Here is a 19,170-nt window from a genome sequence, read left to right as displayed (position 1 = left end):
ACGCTCAGCACTAGAGTGCCTGAGCTAGACGCAGTACTAACTCGTCTTGCCTCGTATAATCGACGAGGCAGACTCGTGTCGCAAGAAATCATTTTTTATTAAGGAGTATTCAATGTCTAAGAAATTAACATTTCAAGAAATTATTTTGACTTTGCAACAATTTTGGAATGACCAAGGTTGTATGCTCATGCAGGCTTATGATAATGAAAAAGGTGCGGGAACGATGAGTCCTTACACTTTCCTTCGAGCTATCGGACCTGAGCCATGGAATGCGGCTTATGTAGAGCCATCACGTCGTCCTGCTGACGGTCGTTATGGGGAAAATCCTAACCGTCTCTACCAACACCACCAATTCCAGGTGGTAATGAAGCCATCTCCATCAAACATCCAGGAACTTTACCTTGAGTCTTTGGAAAAATTGGGAATCAATCCTTTGGAGCACGATATTCGTTTCGTTGAGGATAACTGGGAAAATCCATCGACTGGATCTGCAGGTCTCGGTTGGGAAGTTTGGCTTGATGGGATGGAAATCACCCAGTTCACTTATTTCCAACAAGTCGGTGGATTGGCAACCGGCCCTGTGACTGCGGAAGTTACCTATGGTTTGGAGCGCTTGGCTTCTTATATTCAGGAAGTGGATTCTGTCTATGATATTGAGTGGGCCGATGGTGTAAAATACGGAGAAATCTTTATCCAGCCTGAGTACGAACACTCAAAATATTCATTTGAAATTTCAGATCAAGAAATGTTGCTTGAAAATTTTGATAAGTTTGAAAAAGAAGCTGGTCGTGCATTAGAAGAAGGCTTAGTTCACCCTGCCTATGACTATGTTCTCAAATGTTCACATACCTTTAACCTGCTTGATGCGCGTGGTGCCGTATCTGTAACAGAGCGCGCAGGCTATATCGCTCGTATCCGTAACTTGGCCCGTGTCGTAGCCAAAACCTTTGTCGCAGAACGCAAACGCCTAGGTTACCCACTTTTAGATGAAGCAACACGAGTTAAACTCTTAGCAGAAGACGCGGAATAAAGAAAGTGACAAATTACGAAAATGGGCGAACAGTGTGAGCCCTGAACCAGTTGCAGCAGTGATGAAGGTATCCTTAGTGAAACTAAGGATACTAGGCAAAATTGGAGACTTTTGGCTCCAATTTTAGCAATGAAACAACGAAGTTGGTTGCTTGCGTACCAATCACATAAGGCAAACTGGAAAATAAAAAGATATTTTTCGGAGAAAAAACATGACAAAAAACTTATTAGTAGAACTCGGTCTTGAAGAATTACCAGCCTATGTTGTCACACCAAGTGAAAAACAACTAGGCGAAAAAATGGCAGCCTTTCTTAAGGAAAACCGCTTGTCTTTTGAAGCTATTCAGACCTTCTCAACACCACGTCGTTTGGCTGTTCGTTTAACTGGTCTTGCAGACAAACAGTCTGATTTGACAGAAGATTTTAAGGGGCCAGCAAAGAAAATTGCATTGGATAGTGATGGAAACTTCACCAAAGCAGCTCAAGGATTTGTCCGTGGGAAAGGCTTGACTGTTGAAGATATCGAATTCCGTGAAATCAAGGGTGAAGAATATGTCTATGTTACCAAGGAAGAAATTGGTCAAGCAGTTGAAGCCATTGTTCCTGGTGTTGTAGATGTCTTGAAGTCCTTGACTTTCCCTGTCAGCATGCACTGGGCTAACAACACCTTTGAATACATCCGCCCTGTTCACACTTTAACTGTTCTTTTAGATGAAGAAGAGTTTGATTTGGATTTCCTTGATATCAAGGGAGGGCGTGTGAGCCGTGGCCATCGTTTCTTGGGACAAGAAACTAAGATTCAGTCAGCATTGAGCTATGAAGAAGACCTTCGTGCACAGTATGTAATTGCAGATCCACGTGAACGTGAGCAAATGATTGTTGACCAAATCAAGACAATCGAAGCTGAGCGTGGTGTAGGTATCGAGATTGACGCTGATTTGCTGAATGAAGTCTTGAACTTGGTTGAATACCCAACTGCCTTTATGGGAAGTTTTGATGCTAAATATCTTGAAGTTCCAGAAGAAGTTTTGGTGACTTCAATGAAGGAACACCAACGTTACTTTGTTGTCCGTGATCAAGACGGTAAACTATTGCCAAACTTCATTTCTGTTCGTAATGGAAATGCAGAGCATTTGGAAAATGTTATCAAAGGAAATGAAAAAGTCTTGGTCGCTCGCTTAGAAGATGGTGAATTCTTCTGGCGTGAAGATCAAAAATTGGTCATTTCAGATCTTGTTGAAAAATTAAACAATGTGACCTTCCATGAGAAGATTGGTTCCCTTCGTGAACACATGATTCGTACGGGTCAGATTGCTATTCTCTTGGCAGAAAAAGCAGGCTTGTCAGCGGATGAAACAGTTGACCTAGCCCGTGCAGCAGCCATTTACAAGTTTGACTTGTTGACAGGTATGGTTGGTGAATTTGACGAGCTCCAAGGAATTATGGGTGAGAAATATGCCCTTCTTGCTGGTGAAACTCCAGCAGTGGCAACTGCTATTCGTGAACACTACATGCCTACATCAGCTGAAGGAGAACTTCCAGAGAGCAAGGTTGGTGCAGTGCTTGCTATTGCAGATAAATTGGATACGATTTTGAGTTTCTTCTCAGTAGGTTTGATTCCATCAGGTTCTAATGACCCTTATGCCCTTCGTCGTGCGACGCAAGGTGTAGTTCGTATATTGGATGCCTTTGGTTGGCACATTGCTATGGACGAGCTGATTGATAGCCTTTATGCTTTAACATTTGACAGCTTGACTTATGAAAATAAGACAGAGGTTATGAACTTTATCAAGGCTCGTGTTGATAAGATGATGGGTTCTACTCCAAAAGACATTAAGGAAGCCGTTCTTGCAGGATCAAACTTTGTTGTGGCAGATATGTTGGAAGCAGCAAGTGCTCTCGTAGAAGCAAGCAAGGAAGAAGACTTCAAACCATCCGTTGAATCACTCTCTCGTGCCTTTAACTTGACTGAGAAGGCAGAAGGAGTAGCCACAGTTGATTCAGCTCTCTTTGAGAATGAAGAAGAGAAAACCTTGGCAGAAGCAGTAGAATCACTCGTTTTGTCAGGGACTGCCAGTCAGCAATTGAAACAGCTCTTTGCGCTTAGCCCAGTCATTGATGCATTCTTTGAGAATACCATGGTTATGGCTGAAAATGAAGCAGTCCGTCAAAATCGTTTGGCAATCTTGTCTCAATTAACCAAGAAAGCAGCTAAACTTGCACGTTTTAACCAAATCAATACCAAATAAAATCTGTTAAACGGATTAAATCTTATCATAAAGGAGAGAAACATGGATCCTAAAAAAATTGATCGTATCAATGAGCTTGCCAAAAAGAAAAAAGCAGAAGGCTTGACATCAGAAGAAAAAGTGGAACAAGCTAAACTACGTGAGGAGTACATTGAAGGTTATCGTCGCTCTGTTCGTCACCACATTGAGGGAATCAAAATTGTGGACGAAGAAGGTAATGATGTTACACCAGAAAAACTACGTCAGGTACAACGTGAAAAAGGATTACATGGTCGTAGTCTTGATGATCCAAATTCATAATATGTATTCTTTCTTTTTTAAAACTAAATGACTATAACATGAGATTTCCTTTCTCTTTTTACATAATACAATTTTAAAACTCCATTGAAACAGTTGTCTCTATAGAGTAGGAATTCCTGAAGAACAGCTTAGGTGACCTTCTTTATCGATGAGGATGGCTTCGATGCCCTCAAAACTTTCGACTTGCCAGAGGATAGAAGCATGTCTTTCTCCAAAGAGTCGAGTCGTTCAGATTTCGCCATCGACTGATTTATCAGAGATGATTGTTAGACTCGCTAGTTCCGTTTCAACAGGATATCCTGTTTGATTAGACTTCCTGCGAAACAATATATGGTAGAATAGTTCTATGAATTATGAAGCAAGTAAACAACTAACTGATGCACGATTTAAGCTCCTGGTTGGTGTTCAGCGCACGACTTTTGAAGAGATGTTAGCTGTATTAAAAACAGCTTATCAAGGTAAACACGCAAAAGGGGGACGAAAACTCAAATTAAGCCTAGAAGACCTTCTTATGGCCACTCTTCAATATGTGCGAGAATACCGCACTTATGAAGAAATTGCGGCTGATCTTGGTATCCACGAAAGCAACTTAACCCATCGGAGTCAATGGGTTGAAGTAACTCTTGTTCAAAGTGGTTTTACGATTTCAAGAACTCCTCTCAGTTCTGAGGACACGGTAATGATTGATGCGACGGAAGTAAAAATCCATCGCCTTAAAAAACAATTAGCGAATGATTCTGGTAAAAAGAAATGCCACGCTATGAAGGCTCAGGCGATTGTCACAAGCCAAGGGAGAATTGTTTCTTTGGAGATCACTGTGAACTATTGTCATGATATGAAGTTGTTCAAAATGAGTCGCAGAAATATCGGACAAGCTGGTAAAATCTTGGCTGACAGTGCTTATCAAGGACTCATGAAGATATATCCTCAAGCACAAACTCCGAGGAAATCAAGTAAACTTAAGCCATTAACTCTTGAAGACAAAGCCTGTAACCATGCACTATCTAAGGAGAGCAGCAAGGTTGAGAATATTTTTGCCACAGTAAAAACGTTTAAAATGTTTTCAACAACCTATCGAAATCATCGTAAACGCTTCGGATTACGAATGAATTCGATTGCTGGCATTATCAATCATGAACTAGGATTCTAGTTTTGCAGGAAGTCTAGTAGTAAAATAAACTAAAAATCTGTTGCATAATAATGATAAAAACGATATAATGAAAGCGTCTTCGATATTGATGATATAAAATCATTAAAAATTAGCAAAAATCGTTTAATTAGTTAGTTTATAATCTATTGGTCTTCTTCAGTCCAGTGTATCTGCTAAGACCGTTCTTAAAAGTTATCGCTATGATTGGAATACCTACTATAGGTATAGTATGAATTACCACAGATATGGATATATTGTCATTCCGGAATGGTCTTCTTATTATAGCTATTCTGAGTATAAAGTTGGCGGAGGCTGGAACTACGATCGTTATGAGGTAGTAAACCATTACAAAGGAGGCTATTGATCCTTAAAGAGTGAGAAAAAGGAGGACTGGATATGTTACAGCTTACTCATGTGACCTTAAAAACGCGACAAGTCATCTTGCAAGATGCGGATTTCACCTTTAATAAAGGCAGGGTTTATGGTGTTCTCGCTATCAATGGCTCTGGAAAGACGACCCTGTTCCGCGCCATTAGCAACTTAATCCCCATAAGTAGTGGAAATATCGCAGTCTCTCCTTCTTTATTTTATTATGAGAGTGTTGAATGGCTGGATGGAAACTTAAGTGGGATGGACTATCTTCGCCTTATAAAAAGCATCTGGAAGTCAGACCTGAACTTGAGGGATGAAATCGCCTACTGGGAAATGTCTGACTATATCAGCCTTCCCATTCGCAAGTATTCCCTAGGCATGAAGCAACGCTTGGTGATTGCCATGTATTTCCTCAGTCAGGCCAAATGCTGGCTTATGGATGAAATTACAAATGGCTTAGATGAGTATTATCGACAGAAGTTTTTTGATAGGCTGGCACAAATCGATAGACAAGAGCAGCTGGTTCTTTTAAGTTCCCACTATAAGGAAGAGTTGGTTGATGTCTGCGATAGAGTAGTAACCATTCATTAGGGGCAGATAGAAGAGGTTTAGTTTATGAAAGATGTTAGTCTATTTTTATTGAAAAAAGTTTTCAAAAGTCGTTTAAACTGGATTATCTTACTTTTATTTGCATCTGTACTCGGTGTTACCTTTTATTTAAATAGTCAGACTGCAAACTCACACAGCTTGGAGAGCGAGTTGGAAACCAGTGTTGTAAAATATGAGAGAATCATCAATGAAAATGAAGTGAAGCTTTCCCAAATGTCTGACACCAGCTCGGAGGAATACCAGAGTGTTAAAAGTAATTTAGACTTGCAAAAAAATTTTTTAACGCAAAAGAAAGAAATTTTGAATTTACTAAAAGAAGGACGATGGAAAGAAGCCTATTATTTGCAGTGGCAAGATGAAGAGAAGAATTATGAAGTTATGTCAAATGAACCGACTGCTAGCTCTGACTTTAAAATGGCGGTTGACCGCCAACGAAAGATTTACCAAGCCCTGTATCCCTTGAACATAAAAGCACATACTTTGGAGTTTCCGACCCACGGGATTGACCAGATTGTCTGGATTTTAGAGGCTATCATCCCAAGCTTGTTTGTGGTTGCTATTATTTTTATGCTAACGCAACTATTTGCAGAAAGATATCAAAATCATCTGGACACAGCTCACTTATATCCTTTTTCAAAAGTGACATTTGCTTTATCCTCTCTTGGAGTTGGAGTGGGCTATGTAACTGTGCTGTTTATCGGAATCTGTGGATTTTCTTTTCTAGCGGGAAGTCTGATAAGTGGTTTTGGACAGTTAGATTATCCCTACCCAATTTATAGCTTAGCGAATCAAGAGGTAACTATTGGAAAGATACAAGATGTGTTATTTCCTGGCTTGTTCTTAGCTTTCTTAGCCTTTATCGTCATTGTGGAAGTCGTGTATTTGATTGCTTACTTTTTCAAGCAAAAAATGCCTGTCCTTTTTCTTTCACTCATTGGGATTGTTGGCTTATTGTTTGGCATCCAAACCATTCAGCCTCTTCAAAGGATTGCACATCTGATTCCCTTTACTTACTTGCGTTCAGTGGAGATTTTATCTGGAAGATTACCTAAGCAGATTGATAATGTCAATCTAAATTGGAGCATGGGGCTAGTTTTACTTCCTTACTTGATTATCCTTTTGTTAGTGGGGATTTTATTTATCGAAAGATGGGGAAATTCACGTAAAAGGGAAGTTTTTAATAGATTCTAGCTTTCCTATAGGTAGGGAAAATAAGTAAAAACTAACATAGAGAGGGAATCAACTTGATTCTCTCTTTTTGATTCGAAAACCAAACCAAAATACAAACACAAACTTTTCAAAAAATAACTTTTTATCTTGACAAGAGCTAGAAAACTTGGTATCATATAAAAGTTGAGAAAAGCAGAAGTGAGAGCTTCTCGCCTTGTGACATTAAGTTGCCTGGCCCTACGGATGAAAAGTTTCGAAGAAACGCTATCATAACGTGCGGGCTTGTATATTTACGAGTCCGCTATTGTTTTTCTCTAATAAAACAAAAGAGGTGAAAACCATAGCAAAGCAAGACTTATTCATCAATGATGAGATTCGTGTACGTGAAGTTCGCTTGATTGGTCTTGAGGGAGAACAGCTAGGCATCAAGCCACTCAGTGAAGCGCAAGCTTTGGCTGATAACGCTAATGTTGACCTAGTATTGATTCAACCCCAAGCCAAACCGCCTGTTGCAAAAATTATGGACTACGGTAAGTTCAAATTTGAGTACCAGAAGAAGCAAAAAGAACAACGTAAAAAACAAAGCGTTGTTACTGTGAAAGAAGTTCGTCTAAGTCCAACAATTGACAAGGGTGACTTTGATACAAAACTTCGTAATGCACGTAAGTTCCTTGAAAAAGGAAATAAAGTTAAGGTATCTATTCGCTTTAAGGGTCGTATGATTACCCATAAAGAGATTGGTGCAAAAGTTTTAGCCGAGTTTGCTGAAGCAACTCAAGATATTGCCATCATCGAACAACGTGCTAAAATGGATGGACGTCAAATGTTCATGCAATTGGCGCCAGCGACTGACAAAAAATAATTGTCAGAAAGTTAAATAAAGGAGAAAAAATCATGCCAAAACAAAAAACACACCGCGCATCAGCTAAACGTTTCAAACGTACAGGTTCTGGTGGACTTAAACGTTTCCGTGCTTACACTTCTCACCGTTTCCACGGAAAAACTAAGAAACAACGTCGTCATCTTCGTAAAGCATCTATGGTGCATTCAGGAGATTACAAACGTATCAAAGCAATGCTTACTCGCTTGAAATAATAGCTTGACTGTAAGTAAATAATTCTAGGAAATATTTGGAGGAAATAAAACATGGCACGTGTTAAAGGTGGCGTTGTATCACGCAAACGTCGTAAACGTATTCTTAAATTAGCAAAAGGTTACTATGGAGCTAAACACATCTTGTTCCGTACTGCAAAAGAACAAGTAATGAACTCTTACTACTATGCATACCGTGATCGTCGTCAGAAAAAACGTGACTTCCGCAAATTGTGGATCACTCGTATCAACGCGGCAGCTCGTATGAACGGACTTTCATACTCACAATTGATGCATGGTTTGAAATTGGCTGAGATCGAAGTTAACCGTAAAATGCTTGCTGACTTGGCTGTTAACGATGCAGTAGCTTTCACAGCTCTTGCAGATGCAGCTAAAGCAAAACTTGGTAAATAACAACTGATGAGACTGGAAGAGGATTGTCCAGTCTTTTTAAAAATAAAGGAGAAAGATATGGCTTCAAAAATGCTACACACTTGCTTACGAGTAGAAAATCTTGAAAAATCAATCGCATTTTATCAAGATGCTTTTGGTTTTAAAGAATTGCGTCGCAGAGATTTTCCAGACCATGCCTTCACGATTGTCTATCTAGGTCTTGAGGGTGATGACTATGAGTTGGAGTTGACTTATAACTACGATCACGGTCCGTATGTGGTTGGTGATGGGTTTGCCCATATCGCCCTCAGTACACCTGATCTTGAGGCACTTCATCAAGAGCACAGTGCAAAAGGCTATGAAGTGACTGAGCCAAATGGTCTACCAGGAACTACACCAAACTATTACTTTGTCAAAGACCCTGATGGATACAAGGTCGAAGTCATTCGTGAAAAATAATTTCGTGCAAGTTAAGTAGAATATTCGTTTTCTACTTGACTTTTTTTAGCTGAAAGAGTATACTAATAAAAATTCAACCTTTAAGGGGAGTCCAGAGAGACTCACAAGGTGTCAGATAAAAGAATAGTGCAATTTTCTAGAGGAGACTTTTTGAATGTGCTCTCTTGTGTTGTACGATTTTAACTGAGGCCTTGCACTAGCAAGGTCTTTTCTTTATCTGGTCCCCTTAAAATTTAAGGAGGAAAAGTTATGAATCCCACATGTAAGAAGCGTTTGGGTGTCATTCGGTTGGAAACCATGAAGGTGGTTGCACAAGAGGAAATCGCGCCAGCAATCTTTGAATTAGTCCTAGAAGGAGAAATGGTTGAAGCCATGCGAGCAGGCCAATTTCTTCATCTGCGTGTACCGGACGATGCCCATCTCTTACGTCGTCCTATTTCAATTTCGTCTATTGACAAGGTAAACAAGCAGTGTCATCTCATTTACCGAATTGAGGGAGCTGGGACAGCTATTTTCTCAACCCTAAGTCAGGGAGATACTCTTGATGTGATGGGGCCTCAGGGAAATGGTTTTGACTTGTCTGACCTTGATGAGCAGAGCCAGGTTCTCCTTGTTGGTGGGGGGATTGGTGTTCCGCCCTTGCTTGAGCTTGCTAAGGGATTGCATGCGCGTGGTGTGAAAGTAGTGACTGTCCTTGGCTTTGCTAATAAGGATGCTGTTATTTTGAAAACGGAATTGGCTCAGTATGGTCAGGTCTTTGTAACGACAGATGATGGTTCTTATGGCATCAAGGGAAATGTTTCCGTTGTTATCAATGATTTAGATAGTCAGTTTGATGCTGTTTACTCGTGTGGGGCTCCAGGAATGATGAAGTATATCAATCAAACCTTTGATGATCACCCAAGAGCCTATTTATCTCTGGAATCTCGTATGGCTTGTGGGATGGGAGCTTGCTATGCCTGTGTTCTAAAAGTACCAGAAAGCGAGACGGTCAGCCAACGCGTCTGTGAAGATGGTCCTGTTTTCCGCACAGGAACAGTTGTATTATAAGGAGAAAATTATGACTAGAAATCGATTACAAGTGTCTCTACCTGGTTTGGATTTGAAAAATCCGATTATTCCAGCATCAGGCTGTTTTGGTTTTGGACAAGAGTATGCCAAGTACTATGATTTAGACCTTTTAGGTTCTATTATGATCAAGGCGACAACCCTTGAATCCCGTTTTGGCAATCCAACTCCAAGAGTGGCAGAGACGCCTGCTGGTATGCTCAATGCAATTGGCTTGCAAAATCCTGGTTTAGAGGTTGTTTTGGCTGAAAAGCTACCTTGGCTGGAAAGAGAATATCCAAATCTTCCTATTATTGCCAATGTAGCTGGTTTTTCAAAACAAGAGTATGCAGCTGTTTCTCATGGGATTTCCAAGGCAACTAATGTAAAAGCTATCGAGCTCAATATTTCTTGTCCCAATGTTGACCACTGTAATCATGGACTTTTGATTGGTCAAGATCCAGATTTGGCTTATGATGTGGTGAAAGCAGCTGTGGAAGCCTCAGAAGTGCCAGTTTATGTCAAATTAACCCCGAGTGTGACCGATATCGTTACTGTCGCAAAAGCTGCAGAAGATGCGGGAGCAAGTGGCTTGACCATGATCAATACTCTGGTTGGAATGCGCTTTGACCTCAAAACCAGAAAACCAATCTTGGCCAATGGAACAGGTGGAATGTCAGGTCCAGCAGTCTTTCCAGTAGCCCTCAAACTCATCCGCCAAGTAGCCCAAACAACAGACCTGCCTATCATTGGAATGGGGGGAGTGGATTCGGCTGAAGCTGCCCTAGAAATGTATCTGGCTGGGGCATCTGCTATCGGAGTTGGAACAGCTAACTTTACCAATCCTTATGCCTGCCCTGACATCATCGAAAATTTACCAAAAGTCATGGATAAATACGGTATTAGCAGTCTGGAAGAACTCCGTCAGGAAGTAAAAGAGTCTCTGAGGTAACCTGCAATCAATCTGTTCTTGATTTTTTATTAGTTTGTAATATGAATTTAGGAGAATTTTGGTACAATAAAATAAATAAGAACAGAGGAAGAAGGTTAATGAAGAAAGTAAGATTTATTTTTTTAGCTCTGCTATTTTTCTTAGCTAGTCCAGAGGGTGCAATGGCTAGTGATGGTACTTGGCAAGGAAAACAGTATCTGAAAGAAGATGGCAGTCAAGCAGCGAATGAGTGGGTTTTTGATACTCATTATCAATCTTGGTTCTATATAAAAGCAGATGCTAACTATGCTGAAAATGAATGGCTAAAGCAAGGTGACGACTATTTTTACCTCAAATCTGGTGGCTATATGGCCAAATCAGAATGGGTAGAAGACAAGGGAGCCTTTTATTATCTTGACCAAGATGGAAAGATGAAAAGAAATGCTTGGGTAGGAACTTCCTATGTTGGTGCAACAGGTGCCAAAGTAATGGAAGACTGGGTCTATGATTCTCAATACGATGCTTGGTTTTATATCAAAGCAGATGGCCAGCACGCAGAGAAAGAATGGCTCCAAATTAAAGGGAAGGATTATTATTTCAAATCCGGTGGTTATCTACTGACAAGTCAGTGGATTAATCAAGCTTATGTGAATGCCAGTGGTGCCAAAGTACAGCAAGGTTGGCTTTTTGACAGACAATACCAATCTTGGTTTTACATCAAAGAAAATGGAAACCATGCTGATAAAGAATGGATTTTCGAGAATGGTCACTATTATTATCTAAAATCCGGTGGCTACATGGCAGTCAATGAATGGATTTGGGATAAGGAATCTTGGTTTTATCTCAAATCTGATGGCAAAATGGCAGATAAAGAATGGGTCTACGATTCTCATAGTCAAGCTTGGTACTACTTCAAATCCGGTGGCTACATGGCAGCCAATGAATGGATTTGGGATAAGGAGTCATGGTTTTACCTCAAGTCTGATGGCAAAATGGCTAAAAAAGAATGGGTCTACGATTCTAAAAGTCAAGCCTGGTACTACTTCAAATCCGGTGGCTATATGGCAGCAAATGAATGGATTTGGGATAAGGAATCTTGGTTTTATCTCAAATCTGATGGTAAAATGGCTGAGAAAGAATGGCTATACGATTCTAAAAGTCAAGCCTGGTACTACTTCAAATCTGGTGGCTATATGGCGAAAAATGAGACAGTAGATGGTTATCAGCTTGGAAGCGACGGTAAATGGCTTGGAGAAAAAGTTACAAATGAAAATGCTGCTTATTATCAAGTAGTACCTGTCACAGCAAATGTTTATGATGCAGATGGTGAAAAGCTCTCCTATATATCGCAAGGTAGTGTCGTATGGCTAGATAAGGATAGAAAAAGTGATGACAAGCGCCTGGCTATTACTATTTCTGGTTTGTCAGGCTATATGAAAACAGAAGATTTACAAGCGCTAGATGCTAGTAAGGACTTTATCCCTTATTATGAGAGTGATGGGCACCGTTTTTATCACTATGTGGCTCAGAATGCTAGTATCCCAGTAGCTGCTCATTTTTCTGATATGGAAGTAGGCAAGAAATATTATTCGGCAGATGGACTGCATTTTGATGGTTTTAAGCTTGAAAATCCCTTCCTTTTCAAAGATTTGACAGAGGCTACAAACTATAGTGCTGAAGATTTGGATAAGGTATTTAGTCTGTTAAATATTGACAATAGTCTCTTGGAAAATAAGGGAACTACCTTTAAGGAAGCCGAAGAACATTATCATATCAATGCCCTTTATCTCCTTGCCCATAGTGCCCTAGAAAGTGACTGGGGAAGAAGTAAAATTGCCAAAGATAAGAATAATTTCTTTGGCATTACAGCCTATGATACGACCCCTTACCTTTCTGCTAAGACATTTGATGATGTGGATAAGGGAATTTTAGGTGCAACCAAGTGGATTAAGGAAAATTATATCGATAGGGGAAGAACTTTCCTTGGAAACAAGGCGTCTGGTATGAATGTAGAATATGCCTCAGACCCTTATTGGGGTGAAAAAATTGCTAGTGTGATGATGAAAATCAATGAGAAACTAGGTGGCAAAGATTAGTCCTATAATTGGATATGATTTGAGTGAATAGTATGTTAAAAATCCTGATTTTAAGTAAAATCAGGATTTTTTCATGGATGCGATTTTTTCTGGGTCTGGTGTGACACGGAGGGTCTTTTGTCCTGTGTAGGTGACAAAGCCGGGTTTTCCACCAGTTGGTTTGTTGAGTTTCTTGATTTCAATCATATCTACCTGCACCAGATTTGACAGGCGACCTTGAGAGAAGTAGGCAGCTAGTTCTGCTGCTTCTGTCTTGACTTCATCAGATGGGTCAAGATTGCCTGAGATGACAACGTGGCTTCCAGGAATGTCCTTGGCATGGAACCAAAGTTCCTCTTTACGTGCCATTTTAAAGGTTAGCTCCTCGTTTTGTAGGTTGTTTCGGCCGACATAGATGATGGTTTTGCCATCGCTTGCTAGATATTGTTCTGGTTTTTTGCGTTTCTGGATTTTCTCCCGCTGTCTTCTGCGGATAAAGCCAGTTTGAATCAATTCTTCACGGATTTCAGCGATTTCTTCCAGCCCAGCTTGGTTGAGGACGGTTTCTACACTTTCCAGATAGAGAATAGTGGCCTTGGTTTCCTCAATCAGATCAGTCAAGTATTTGACAGCTTCTTTGAGTTTCTGATACCGTTTAAAATAGCGTTGGGCATTTTGGTTGGGAGTCAAGGCCTTATCAAGCGCAATCGTGATAGGTTGGTTGGTGTAGTAGTTGTCTAGGATAACCTGGTCTTGGTCGTTAGGCACTTGGTGGAGGAAGGTTGTCAGCAATTCTCCTTTTTGACGAAATTCTTCAGCGTTGTCTGTCGCCAGTAACTCTTTTTCCTGTTTTTTCAGCTTATGTCGGTTTTTCTGAAGTTCATTTTCAACACGACGAATGAGTTCACTGGCTTGCTGTTTGACGCGGTCGCGTTCTGCCTTGTCCTTATAGTAGGTGTCCAGCAAATCAGAAAGACTGGTAAAAGGCTCTCCTACTTGATTTTTAAAAGGAACTGGACTGAAGGATGTCTCAGTCAAGCATGGCTGGGTTTCTTGATGGAAAAAGGTACGGAAAGTAGACAGTTTATCACTAACCAGAATCCTTTCCAATTCATTTGCCGTATCGCGTCCCAGACCTTGAAAGAGGCTTTGAAGATTTTTAGCTGTCGTTTCCTGTGTTTGCAGGATTTCAAAGAGTTTCTCGTCCTTGATAGTAAAAGGATTGAGAGATTCCGTACTTGGCGGAGCGATATAGGTCGATCCAGGAAGCAAGGTGCGGTAGCTATTTTGTGAAAAACCAACGTGTTTAATGACTTCGAGAATTTTGTGGCTACTTTTATCAACCAGTAGAATATTACTGTGTTTCCCCATAATCTCGATAATCAGGGTAGCCTGGATATGGTCTCCAATCTCGTTTTTATTGGAAACTGTCATTTCCACAATACGGTCATTTTCCACCTGCTCAATCGACTCAATCAGGGCCCCCTGTAAATACTTTCTCAAAACCATGATAAAGGTAGAAGGTTGGGCTGGATTTTCAAAAGTCGTTTGGGTCAGCTGAATGCGTCCAAAAACGGGATGGGCAGAAAGGAGCAGGCGGTGACTTTGGCGATTGCTGCGGATTTGCAAGACCAACTCTTGTTCAAAAGGCTGATTGATTTTCTGGATGCGACCATTCACTAATTCGCTTCGCAATTCCTCAACTATGTGGTGTAAAAAAAATCCATCAAATGACATCGTTCTCTCCTTGTGATTGTATTCCATAGTATTATATCAAAAAGGTAGAATAAAATCATGGAAATGTGGTATAATAAAGCCAAGTAAAGAGAAACGAGAAGCACATGTATATTGAAATGGTAGATGAAACTGGTCAAGTTTCAAAAGAAATGTTGCAACAAACCCAAGAAATTTTGGAATTTGCAGCCCAAAAATTAGGAAAAGAAGACAAGGAGATGGCAGTCACTTTTGTGACCAATGAGCGTAGTCATGAACTTAATCTGGAGTACCGTGACACCGACCGTCCGACAGATGTCATTAGCCTTGAGTATAAACCAGAATTGGAAATTGCCTTTGACGAAGAGGATTTGCTTGAAAATCCAGAATTGACAGAGATGATGTCTGAGTTTGATGCCTATATTGGGGAATTGTTCATCTCTATCGATAAGGCTCATGAGCAGGCCGAAGAATATGGTCACAGCTTTGAGCGTGAGATGGGCTTCTTGGCAGTACACGGCTTTTTACATATTAACGGCTATGATCACTACACTCCGGAAGAAGAAGCGGAGATGTTCGGTTTACAAGAAGAAATTTTGACAGCCTATGGACTCACAAGACAATAAACGAAAATGGAAAAATCGTGACCTGATATCCAGTTTAGAATTTGCTTTGACAGGTATTTTTACTGCTATCAAGGAAGAACGCAATATGCGAAAACACGCAGTGACGGCTCTAGTGGTCATCCTTGCAGGTTTTGTTTTTCAGGTGTCACGAATCGAATGGCTCTTTCTCCTATTGAGCATTTTCTTGGTAGTAGCCTTTGAGATTATCAACTCTGCTATTGAAAATGTGGTGGATTTGGCCAGTCACTATCACTTTTCCATGCTGGCTAAAAATGCCAAGGATATGGCGGCTGGCGCGGTATTAGTGGTTTCTCTTTTCGCAGCCTTAACAGGCGCATTAATTTTTCTCCCACGAATCTGGGATTTATTATTTTAAACAGTAAGAGGAAATTATGACTTTTAAATCAGGTTTTGTAGCCATTTTAGGACGTCCCAATGTTGGGAAGTCAACTTTTTTAAATCATGTCATGGGGCAAAAGATTGCCATCATGAGTGACAAGGCGCAGACAACGCGCAACAAAATTATGGGAATTTACACGACTGATAAAGAGCAAATCGTCTTTATCGATACGCCAGGAATTCACAAGCCTAAAACAGCTCTCGGAGATTTCATGGTTGAGTCTGCCTACAGTACCCTTCGCGAAGTGGATACCGTCCTTTTCATGGTGCCTGCTGATGAAGCGCGTGGTAAGGGAGACGACATGATTATCGAGCGTCTCAAGGCTGCTAAGGTTCCTGTGATTTTGGTGGTGAATAAAATCGATAAGGTTCACCCAGACCAGCTTTTATCTCAGATCGATGATTTCCGTAACCAAATGGACTTTAAGGAAATCGTTCCAATCTCAGCTCTTCAAGGAAATAACGTCTCTCGTCTAGTGGATATTTTGAGTGAAAATCTGGATGAAGGATTCCAATATTTCCCAGCTGACCAAATCACAGACCATCCAGAGCGTTTCTTGGTTTCAGAGATGGTTCGTGAGAAAGTCTTGCACCTAACTCGTGAAGAGATTCCGCATTCTGTCGCAGTAGTAGTGGATTCTATGAAACGAGACGAAGAGACAGACAAGGTTCATATCCGTGCAACCATCATGGTCGAGCGTGATAGCCAAAAAGGGATTATCATCGGTAAAGGTGGCGCTATGCTTAAGAAAATCGGTAGCATGGCCCGTCGTGATATCGAACTCATGCTAGGAGACAAGGTCTTCCTAGAAACCTGGGTCAAGGTCAAGAAAAACTGGCGCGATAAAAAGCTGGATTTAGCTGACTTTGGCTATAATGAAAAAGAATACTAAGTAGAGGTGGGCTCATGCCTGCTTCTTGTTTTTACAGAAGGAGGACTTATGCCTGAATTACCTGAGGTTGAAACCGTTCGTCGTGGCTTGGAAAAATTGATTTTGGGTAAGAAGATTTCGAGTATAGAAATTCGTTATCCCAAGATGATTAAGACGGATTTGGACGAGTTTCAAAGGGAAGTGCCTGGTCAGATTGTTGAGTCAATGGGACGTCGTGGTAAATATTTACTTTTCTGCCTGACAGAAAAGGTTTTGATTTCCCATCTGCGGATGGAGGGCAAGTATTTTTACTATCCAGACCAAGGACCTGAACGCAAGCATGCCCATGTTTTCTTTCAGTTTGAAGATGGTGGCACGCTTGTTTATGAGGATGTTCGCAAGTTTGGAACCATGGAACTCTTGGTGCCTGACCTTTTAGACGCCTACTTTATTTCTAAAAAATTAGGTCCTGAACCAAGCGAACAAGACTTTGATTTACAGGTCTTTCAATCTGCCCTTGCCAAGTCCAAAAAGCCTATCAAATCCCATCTCCTAGACCAGACCTTGGTAGCTGGACTTGGCAATATCTATGTGGATGAGGTTCTCTGGCGAGCTCAGGTTCATCCAGCTAGACCTTCCCAGACTTTGACAGCAGAAGAAGCGACTGCCATTCATGACCAGACCATTGCTGTTTTGGGCCAGGCTGTTGAAAAAGGTGGCTCCACCATTCGGACTTATACCAATGCCTTTGGGGAAGATGGAAGCATGCAGGACTTTCATCAGGTCTATGATAAGACTGGTCAAGAATGTGTACGCTGTGGTACCATCATTGAGAAAATTCAACTAGGCGGACGTGGAACCCACTTTTGTCCAAACTGTCAAAGGAGGGACTGATGGGAAAAATCATCGGAATCACTGGGGGAATTGCCTCAGGTAAGTCAACTGTGACAAATTTTCTAAGACAGCAAGGCTTTCAAGCAGTGGATGCCGACGCAGTCGTCCACCAACTACAGAAACCTGGTGGTCGTCTGTTTGAGGCTCTAGTACAGCACTTTGGGCAAGAAATCATTCTTGAAAACGGAGAACTCAATCGCCCTCTCCTAGCTAGTCTCATCTTTTCAAATCCTGAAGAGCAAAAATGGTCTAATCAAATTCAAGGGGAGATTATCCGTGAGGAACTGGCTACTTTGAGAGAGCAGTTGGCTCAGACAGAAGAGATTTTCTTCATGGATATTCCCCTACTTTTTGAGCAGGACTACAGCGATTGGTTTGCTGAGACTTGGTTGGTCTATGTGGACCGAGATGCCCAAGTAGAACGCTTAATGAAAAGGGACCAGTTGTCCAAAGATGAAGCTGAGTCTCGTCTGGCAGCCCAGTGGCCTTTAGAAAAAAAGAAAGATTTGGCCAGCCAGGTTCTTGATAATAATGGCAATCAGAACCAGCTTCTTAATCAAGTGCATATCCTTCTTGAGGGAGGTAGGCAAGATGACAGAGATTAACTGGAAGGATAATCTGCGTATTGCCTGGTTTGGTAATTTTCTGACAGGAGCCAGTATTTCTTTGGTTGTACCTTTTATGCCCATCTTCGTGGAAAATCTAGGTGTAGGGAGTCAGCAAGTCGCTTTTTATGCAGGCTTAGCAATTTCTGTCTCTGCTATTTCCGCGGCGCTCTTTTCTCCTATTTGGGGTATTCTTGCTGACAAATACGGCCGAAAACCCATGATGATTCGGGCAGGTCTTGCTATGACTATCACTATGGGAGGCTTGGCCTTTGTCCCAAATATCTATTGGTTAATCTTTCTTCGTTTACTAAACGGTGTATTTGCAGGTTTTGTTCCTAATGCAACGGCACTGATAGCCAGTCAGGTTCCCAAGGAGAAATCAGGCTCTGCCTTAGGTACTTTGTCTACAGGCGTAGTTGCATGCACTCTAACTGGTCCCTTTATTGGTGGCTTTATCGCAGAATTATTTGGCATTCGTACAGTTTTCTTACTGGTTGGTAGTTTTCTATTTTTAGCTGCTATTTTGACTATTTGCTTTATCAAGGAAGATTTTCAACCAGTAGCCAAGGAAAAGGCTATTCCAACAAAGGAATTATTTACCTCGGTTAAATATCCCTATCTTTTGCTCAATCTCTTTTTAACCAGTTTTGTCATCCAATTTTCAGCTCAATCGATTGGCCCTATTTTGGCTCTTTATGTACGCGACTTAGGGCAGACAGAGAATCTTCTTTTTGTCTCTGGTTTGATTGTGTCCAGTATGGGCTTTTCCAGTATGATGAGTGCAGGAGTCATGGGCAAGCTAGGTGACAAGGTGGGCAATCATCGTCTCTTGGTTGTCGCCCAGTTTTATTCAGTCATCATCTATCTCCTCTGTGCCAATGCCTCTAGCCCCCTTCAACTAGGACTCTATCGTTTCCTCTTTGGATTGGGAACCGGTGCCTTGATTCCCGGGGTTAATGCCCTACTCAGCAAAATGACTCCCAAAGCCGGCATTTCGAGGGTCTTTGCCTTCAATCAGGTATTCTTTTATCTGGGAGGTGTTGTTGGTCCCATGGCAGGTTCTGCAGTAGCAGGTCAATTTGGCTACCATGCTGTCTTTTATGCGACAAGCCTTTGTGTTGCCTTTAGTTGTCTCTTTAACCTGATTCAATTTCGAACATTATTAGACTTCCTGCGAAACAA

At 41.1% G+C, this 19,170-nt stretch carries 21 protein-coding genes, 1 pseudogene and 1 other annotated feature; of the genes and pseudogenes, 20 read left to right on the top strand and 2 right to left on the bottom strand.

Going from position 1 to position 19,170, the window contains the following annotated elements; translation table 11 throughout:
* The first annotated feature begins 112 nt into the window (after positions 1–112).
* The 3 genes from glyQ to HT687_RS05445 all read left to right on the top strand — a co-directional run bounded on the left by glyQ (position 113) and on the right by HT687_RS05445 (position 3,578).
* Positions 113–1,030, top strand: a complete 918-nt coding sequence (gene glyQ, locus HT687_RS05455) for a glycine--tRNA ligase subunit alpha (RefSeq protein WP_023936433.1) — start codon at positions 113–115, stop codon at positions 1,028–1,030.
* A gap of 211 nt (positions 1,031–1,241) precedes the next feature.
* Positions 1,242–3,278 carry a glycine--tRNA ligase subunit beta gene (gene glyS, locus HT687_RS05450; RefSeq protein WP_000164732.1) on the top strand — a complete coding sequence of 679 codons (2,037 nt, stop codon included), beginning with the start codon at positions 1,242–1,244 and terminating at the stop codon, positions 3,276–3,278.
* A gap of 42 nt (positions 3,279–3,320) precedes the next feature.
* A complete protein-coding gene (locus HT687_RS05445) occupies positions 3,321–3,578 on the top strand; it encodes a DUF896 family protein (RefSeq protein ID WP_000371298.1) in 258 nt (85 codons plus the stop codon).
* 99 nt (positions 3,579–3,677) lie between these two features.
* Here HT687_RS05445 and HT687_RS05440 read toward each other — a convergent pair.
* Positions 3,678–3,887 (bottom strand): annotated as a pseudogene (locus tag HT687_RS05440) (FAD:protein FMN transferase); the annotation flags it as partial.
* A gap of 37 nt (positions 3,888–3,924) precedes the next feature.
* Here HT687_RS05440 and HT687_RS05435 point away from each other — a divergent pair.
* From HT687_RS05435 to HT687_RS05390, 11 genes are all read left to right on the top strand, one after another.
* Entirely contained in the window at positions 3,925–4,728 is an 804-nt protein-coding gene (locus tag HT687_RS05435; protein WP_080674646.1) for an IS5 family transposase, read from the top strand.
* Positions 4,729–4,873: 145 nt separating this feature from the next.
* Positions 4,874–5,092 carry a hypothetical protein gene (locus HT687_RS11840; protein WP_033605204.1) on the top strand — a complete coding sequence of 73 codons (219 nt, stop codon included), beginning with the start codon at positions 4,874–4,876 and terminating at the stop codon, positions 5,090–5,092.
* A 32-nt stretch (positions 5,093–5,124) separates the two neighbouring features.
* The gene (locus HT687_RS05430) at positions 5,125–5,691 is read left to right on the top strand and encodes an ABC transporter ATP-binding protein (RefSeq protein WP_172924104.1); all 567 of its coding nucleotides are present in this window, start codon (positions 5,125–5,127) and stop codon (positions 5,689–5,691) included.
* Between the two features lie 24 nt (positions 5,692–5,715).
* A complete protein-coding gene (locus tag HT687_RS05425; protein WP_166731604.1) occupies positions 5,716–6,900 on the top strand; it encodes a hypothetical protein in 1,185 nt (394 codons plus the stop codon).
* A 163-nt stretch (positions 6,901–7,063) separates the two neighbouring features.
* Positions 7,064–7,195, top strand: a sequence feature (ribosomal protein L20 leader region).
* Positions 7,196–7,210: 15 nt separating this feature from the next.
* Positions 7,211–7,741, top strand: coding sequence for a translation initiation factor IF-3 (gene infC / locus HT687_RS05420; RefSeq protein ID WP_000848180.1), 531 nt, complete (start codon positions 7,211–7,213; stop codon positions 7,739–7,741).
* A 32-nt stretch (positions 7,742–7,773) separates the two neighbouring features.
* Positions 7,774–7,974 (top strand): 50S ribosomal protein L35, encoded by a 201-nt coding sequence (gene rpmI / locus HT687_RS05415; protein ID WP_001125943.1) that lies wholly within the window; start codon positions 7,774–7,776, stop codon positions 7,972–7,974.
* Between the two features lie 51 nt (positions 7,975–8,025).
* Positions 8,026–8,385 (top strand): 50S ribosomal protein L20, encoded by a 360-nt coding sequence (rplT, locus tag HT687_RS05410; protein ID WP_000124836.1) that lies wholly within the window; start codon positions 8,026–8,028, stop codon positions 8,383–8,385.
* 57 nt (positions 8,386–8,442) lie between these two features.
* Positions 8,443–8,823 (top strand): VOC family protein, encoded by a 381-nt coding sequence (locus tag HT687_RS05405; RefSeq protein WP_000157154.1) that lies wholly within the window; start codon positions 8,443–8,445, stop codon positions 8,821–8,823.
* A gap of 249 nt (positions 8,824–9,072) precedes the next feature.
* Positions 9,073–9,873: a dihydroorotate dehydrogenase electron transfer subunit gene (locus HT687_RS05400; protein WP_138701364.1), complete on the top strand. Its 801-nt coding sequence runs from the start codon at positions 9,073–9,075 to the stop codon at positions 9,871–9,873.
* Between the two features lie 10 nt (positions 9,874–9,883).
* On the top strand, positions 9,884–10,822 hold the full coding sequence (locus HT687_RS05395) for a dihydroorotate dehydrogenase (protein WP_138701365.1): 939 nt from the start codon (positions 9,884–9,886) through the stop codon (positions 10,820–10,822).
* Between the two features lie 41 nt (positions 10,823–10,863).
* A complete protein-coding gene (locus HT687_RS05390; protein WP_081005442.1) occupies positions 10,864–12,897 on the top strand; it encodes a glucosaminidase domain-containing protein in 2,034 nt (677 codons plus the stop codon).
* Between the two features lie 60 nt (positions 12,898–12,957).
* Here HT687_RS05390 and pavA read toward each other — a convergent pair whose 3' ends face one another.
* Positions 12,958–14,613 (bottom strand): Rqc2 family fibronectin-binding protein PavA, encoded by a 1,656-nt coding sequence (gene pavA / locus HT687_RS05385; protein ID WP_031233604.1) that lies wholly within the window; start codon positions 14,611–14,613, stop codon positions 12,958–12,960.
* A gap of 104 nt (positions 14,614–14,717) precedes the next feature.
* Here pavA and ybeY point away from each other — a divergent pair, with 104 nt between their 5' ends.
* The 6 genes from ybeY to HT687_RS05355 all read left to right on the top strand — a co-directional run.
* Positions 14,718–15,215 (top strand): rRNA maturation RNase YbeY, encoded by a 498-nt coding sequence (gene ybeY / locus HT687_RS05380; RefSeq protein WP_000275158.1) that lies wholly within the window; start codon positions 14,718–14,720, stop codon positions 15,213–15,215.
* Entirely contained in the window at positions 15,196–15,591 is a 396-nt protein-coding gene (locus tag HT687_RS05375) for a diacylglycerol kinase (RefSeq protein ID WP_000378166.1), read from the top strand. The genes ybeY and HT687_RS05375 overlap by 20 nt, the downstream gene beginning before the upstream one ends.
* 16 nt (positions 15,592–15,607) lie before the next feature.
* On the top strand, positions 15,608–16,507 hold the full coding sequence (gene era, locus HT687_RS05370) for a GTPase Era (RefSeq protein WP_050208736.1): 900 nt from the start codon (positions 15,608–15,610) through the stop codon (positions 16,505–16,507).
* A 48-nt stretch (positions 16,508–16,555) separates the two neighbouring features.
* A complete protein-coding gene (mutM, locus tag HT687_RS05365) occupies positions 16,556–17,380 on the top strand; it encodes a DNA-formamidopyrimidine glycosylase (protein ID WP_001114616.1) in 825 nt (274 codons plus the stop codon).
* Positions 17,380–17,985 carry a dephospho-CoA kinase gene (coaE, locus tag HT687_RS05360; RefSeq protein ID WP_000516190.1) on the top strand — a complete coding sequence of 202 codons (606 nt, stop codon included), beginning with the start codon at positions 17,380–17,382 and terminating at the stop codon, positions 17,983–17,985. The genes mutM and coaE overlap by 1 nt, the downstream gene beginning before the upstream one ends.
* The coding region (locus tag HT687_RS05355) for a multidrug efflux MFS transporter (protein ID WP_079251599.1) at positions 17,972–19,170 on the top strand (1,199 nt) is incomplete at its 3' end. The genes coaE and HT687_RS05355, both read left to right, overlap by 14 nt.

It is taken from the genome of Streptococcus sp. 1449, assembly GCF_013276805.1.
Taxonomy (GTDB): Bacteria; Bacillota; Bacilli; order Lactobacillales; family Streptococcaceae; genus Streptococcus; species Streptococcus pseudopneumoniae.
The sequence above is the reverse complement of the archived record's forward strand: the minus strand, read 5'-3'. Positions and strand labels throughout refer to the sequence as shown.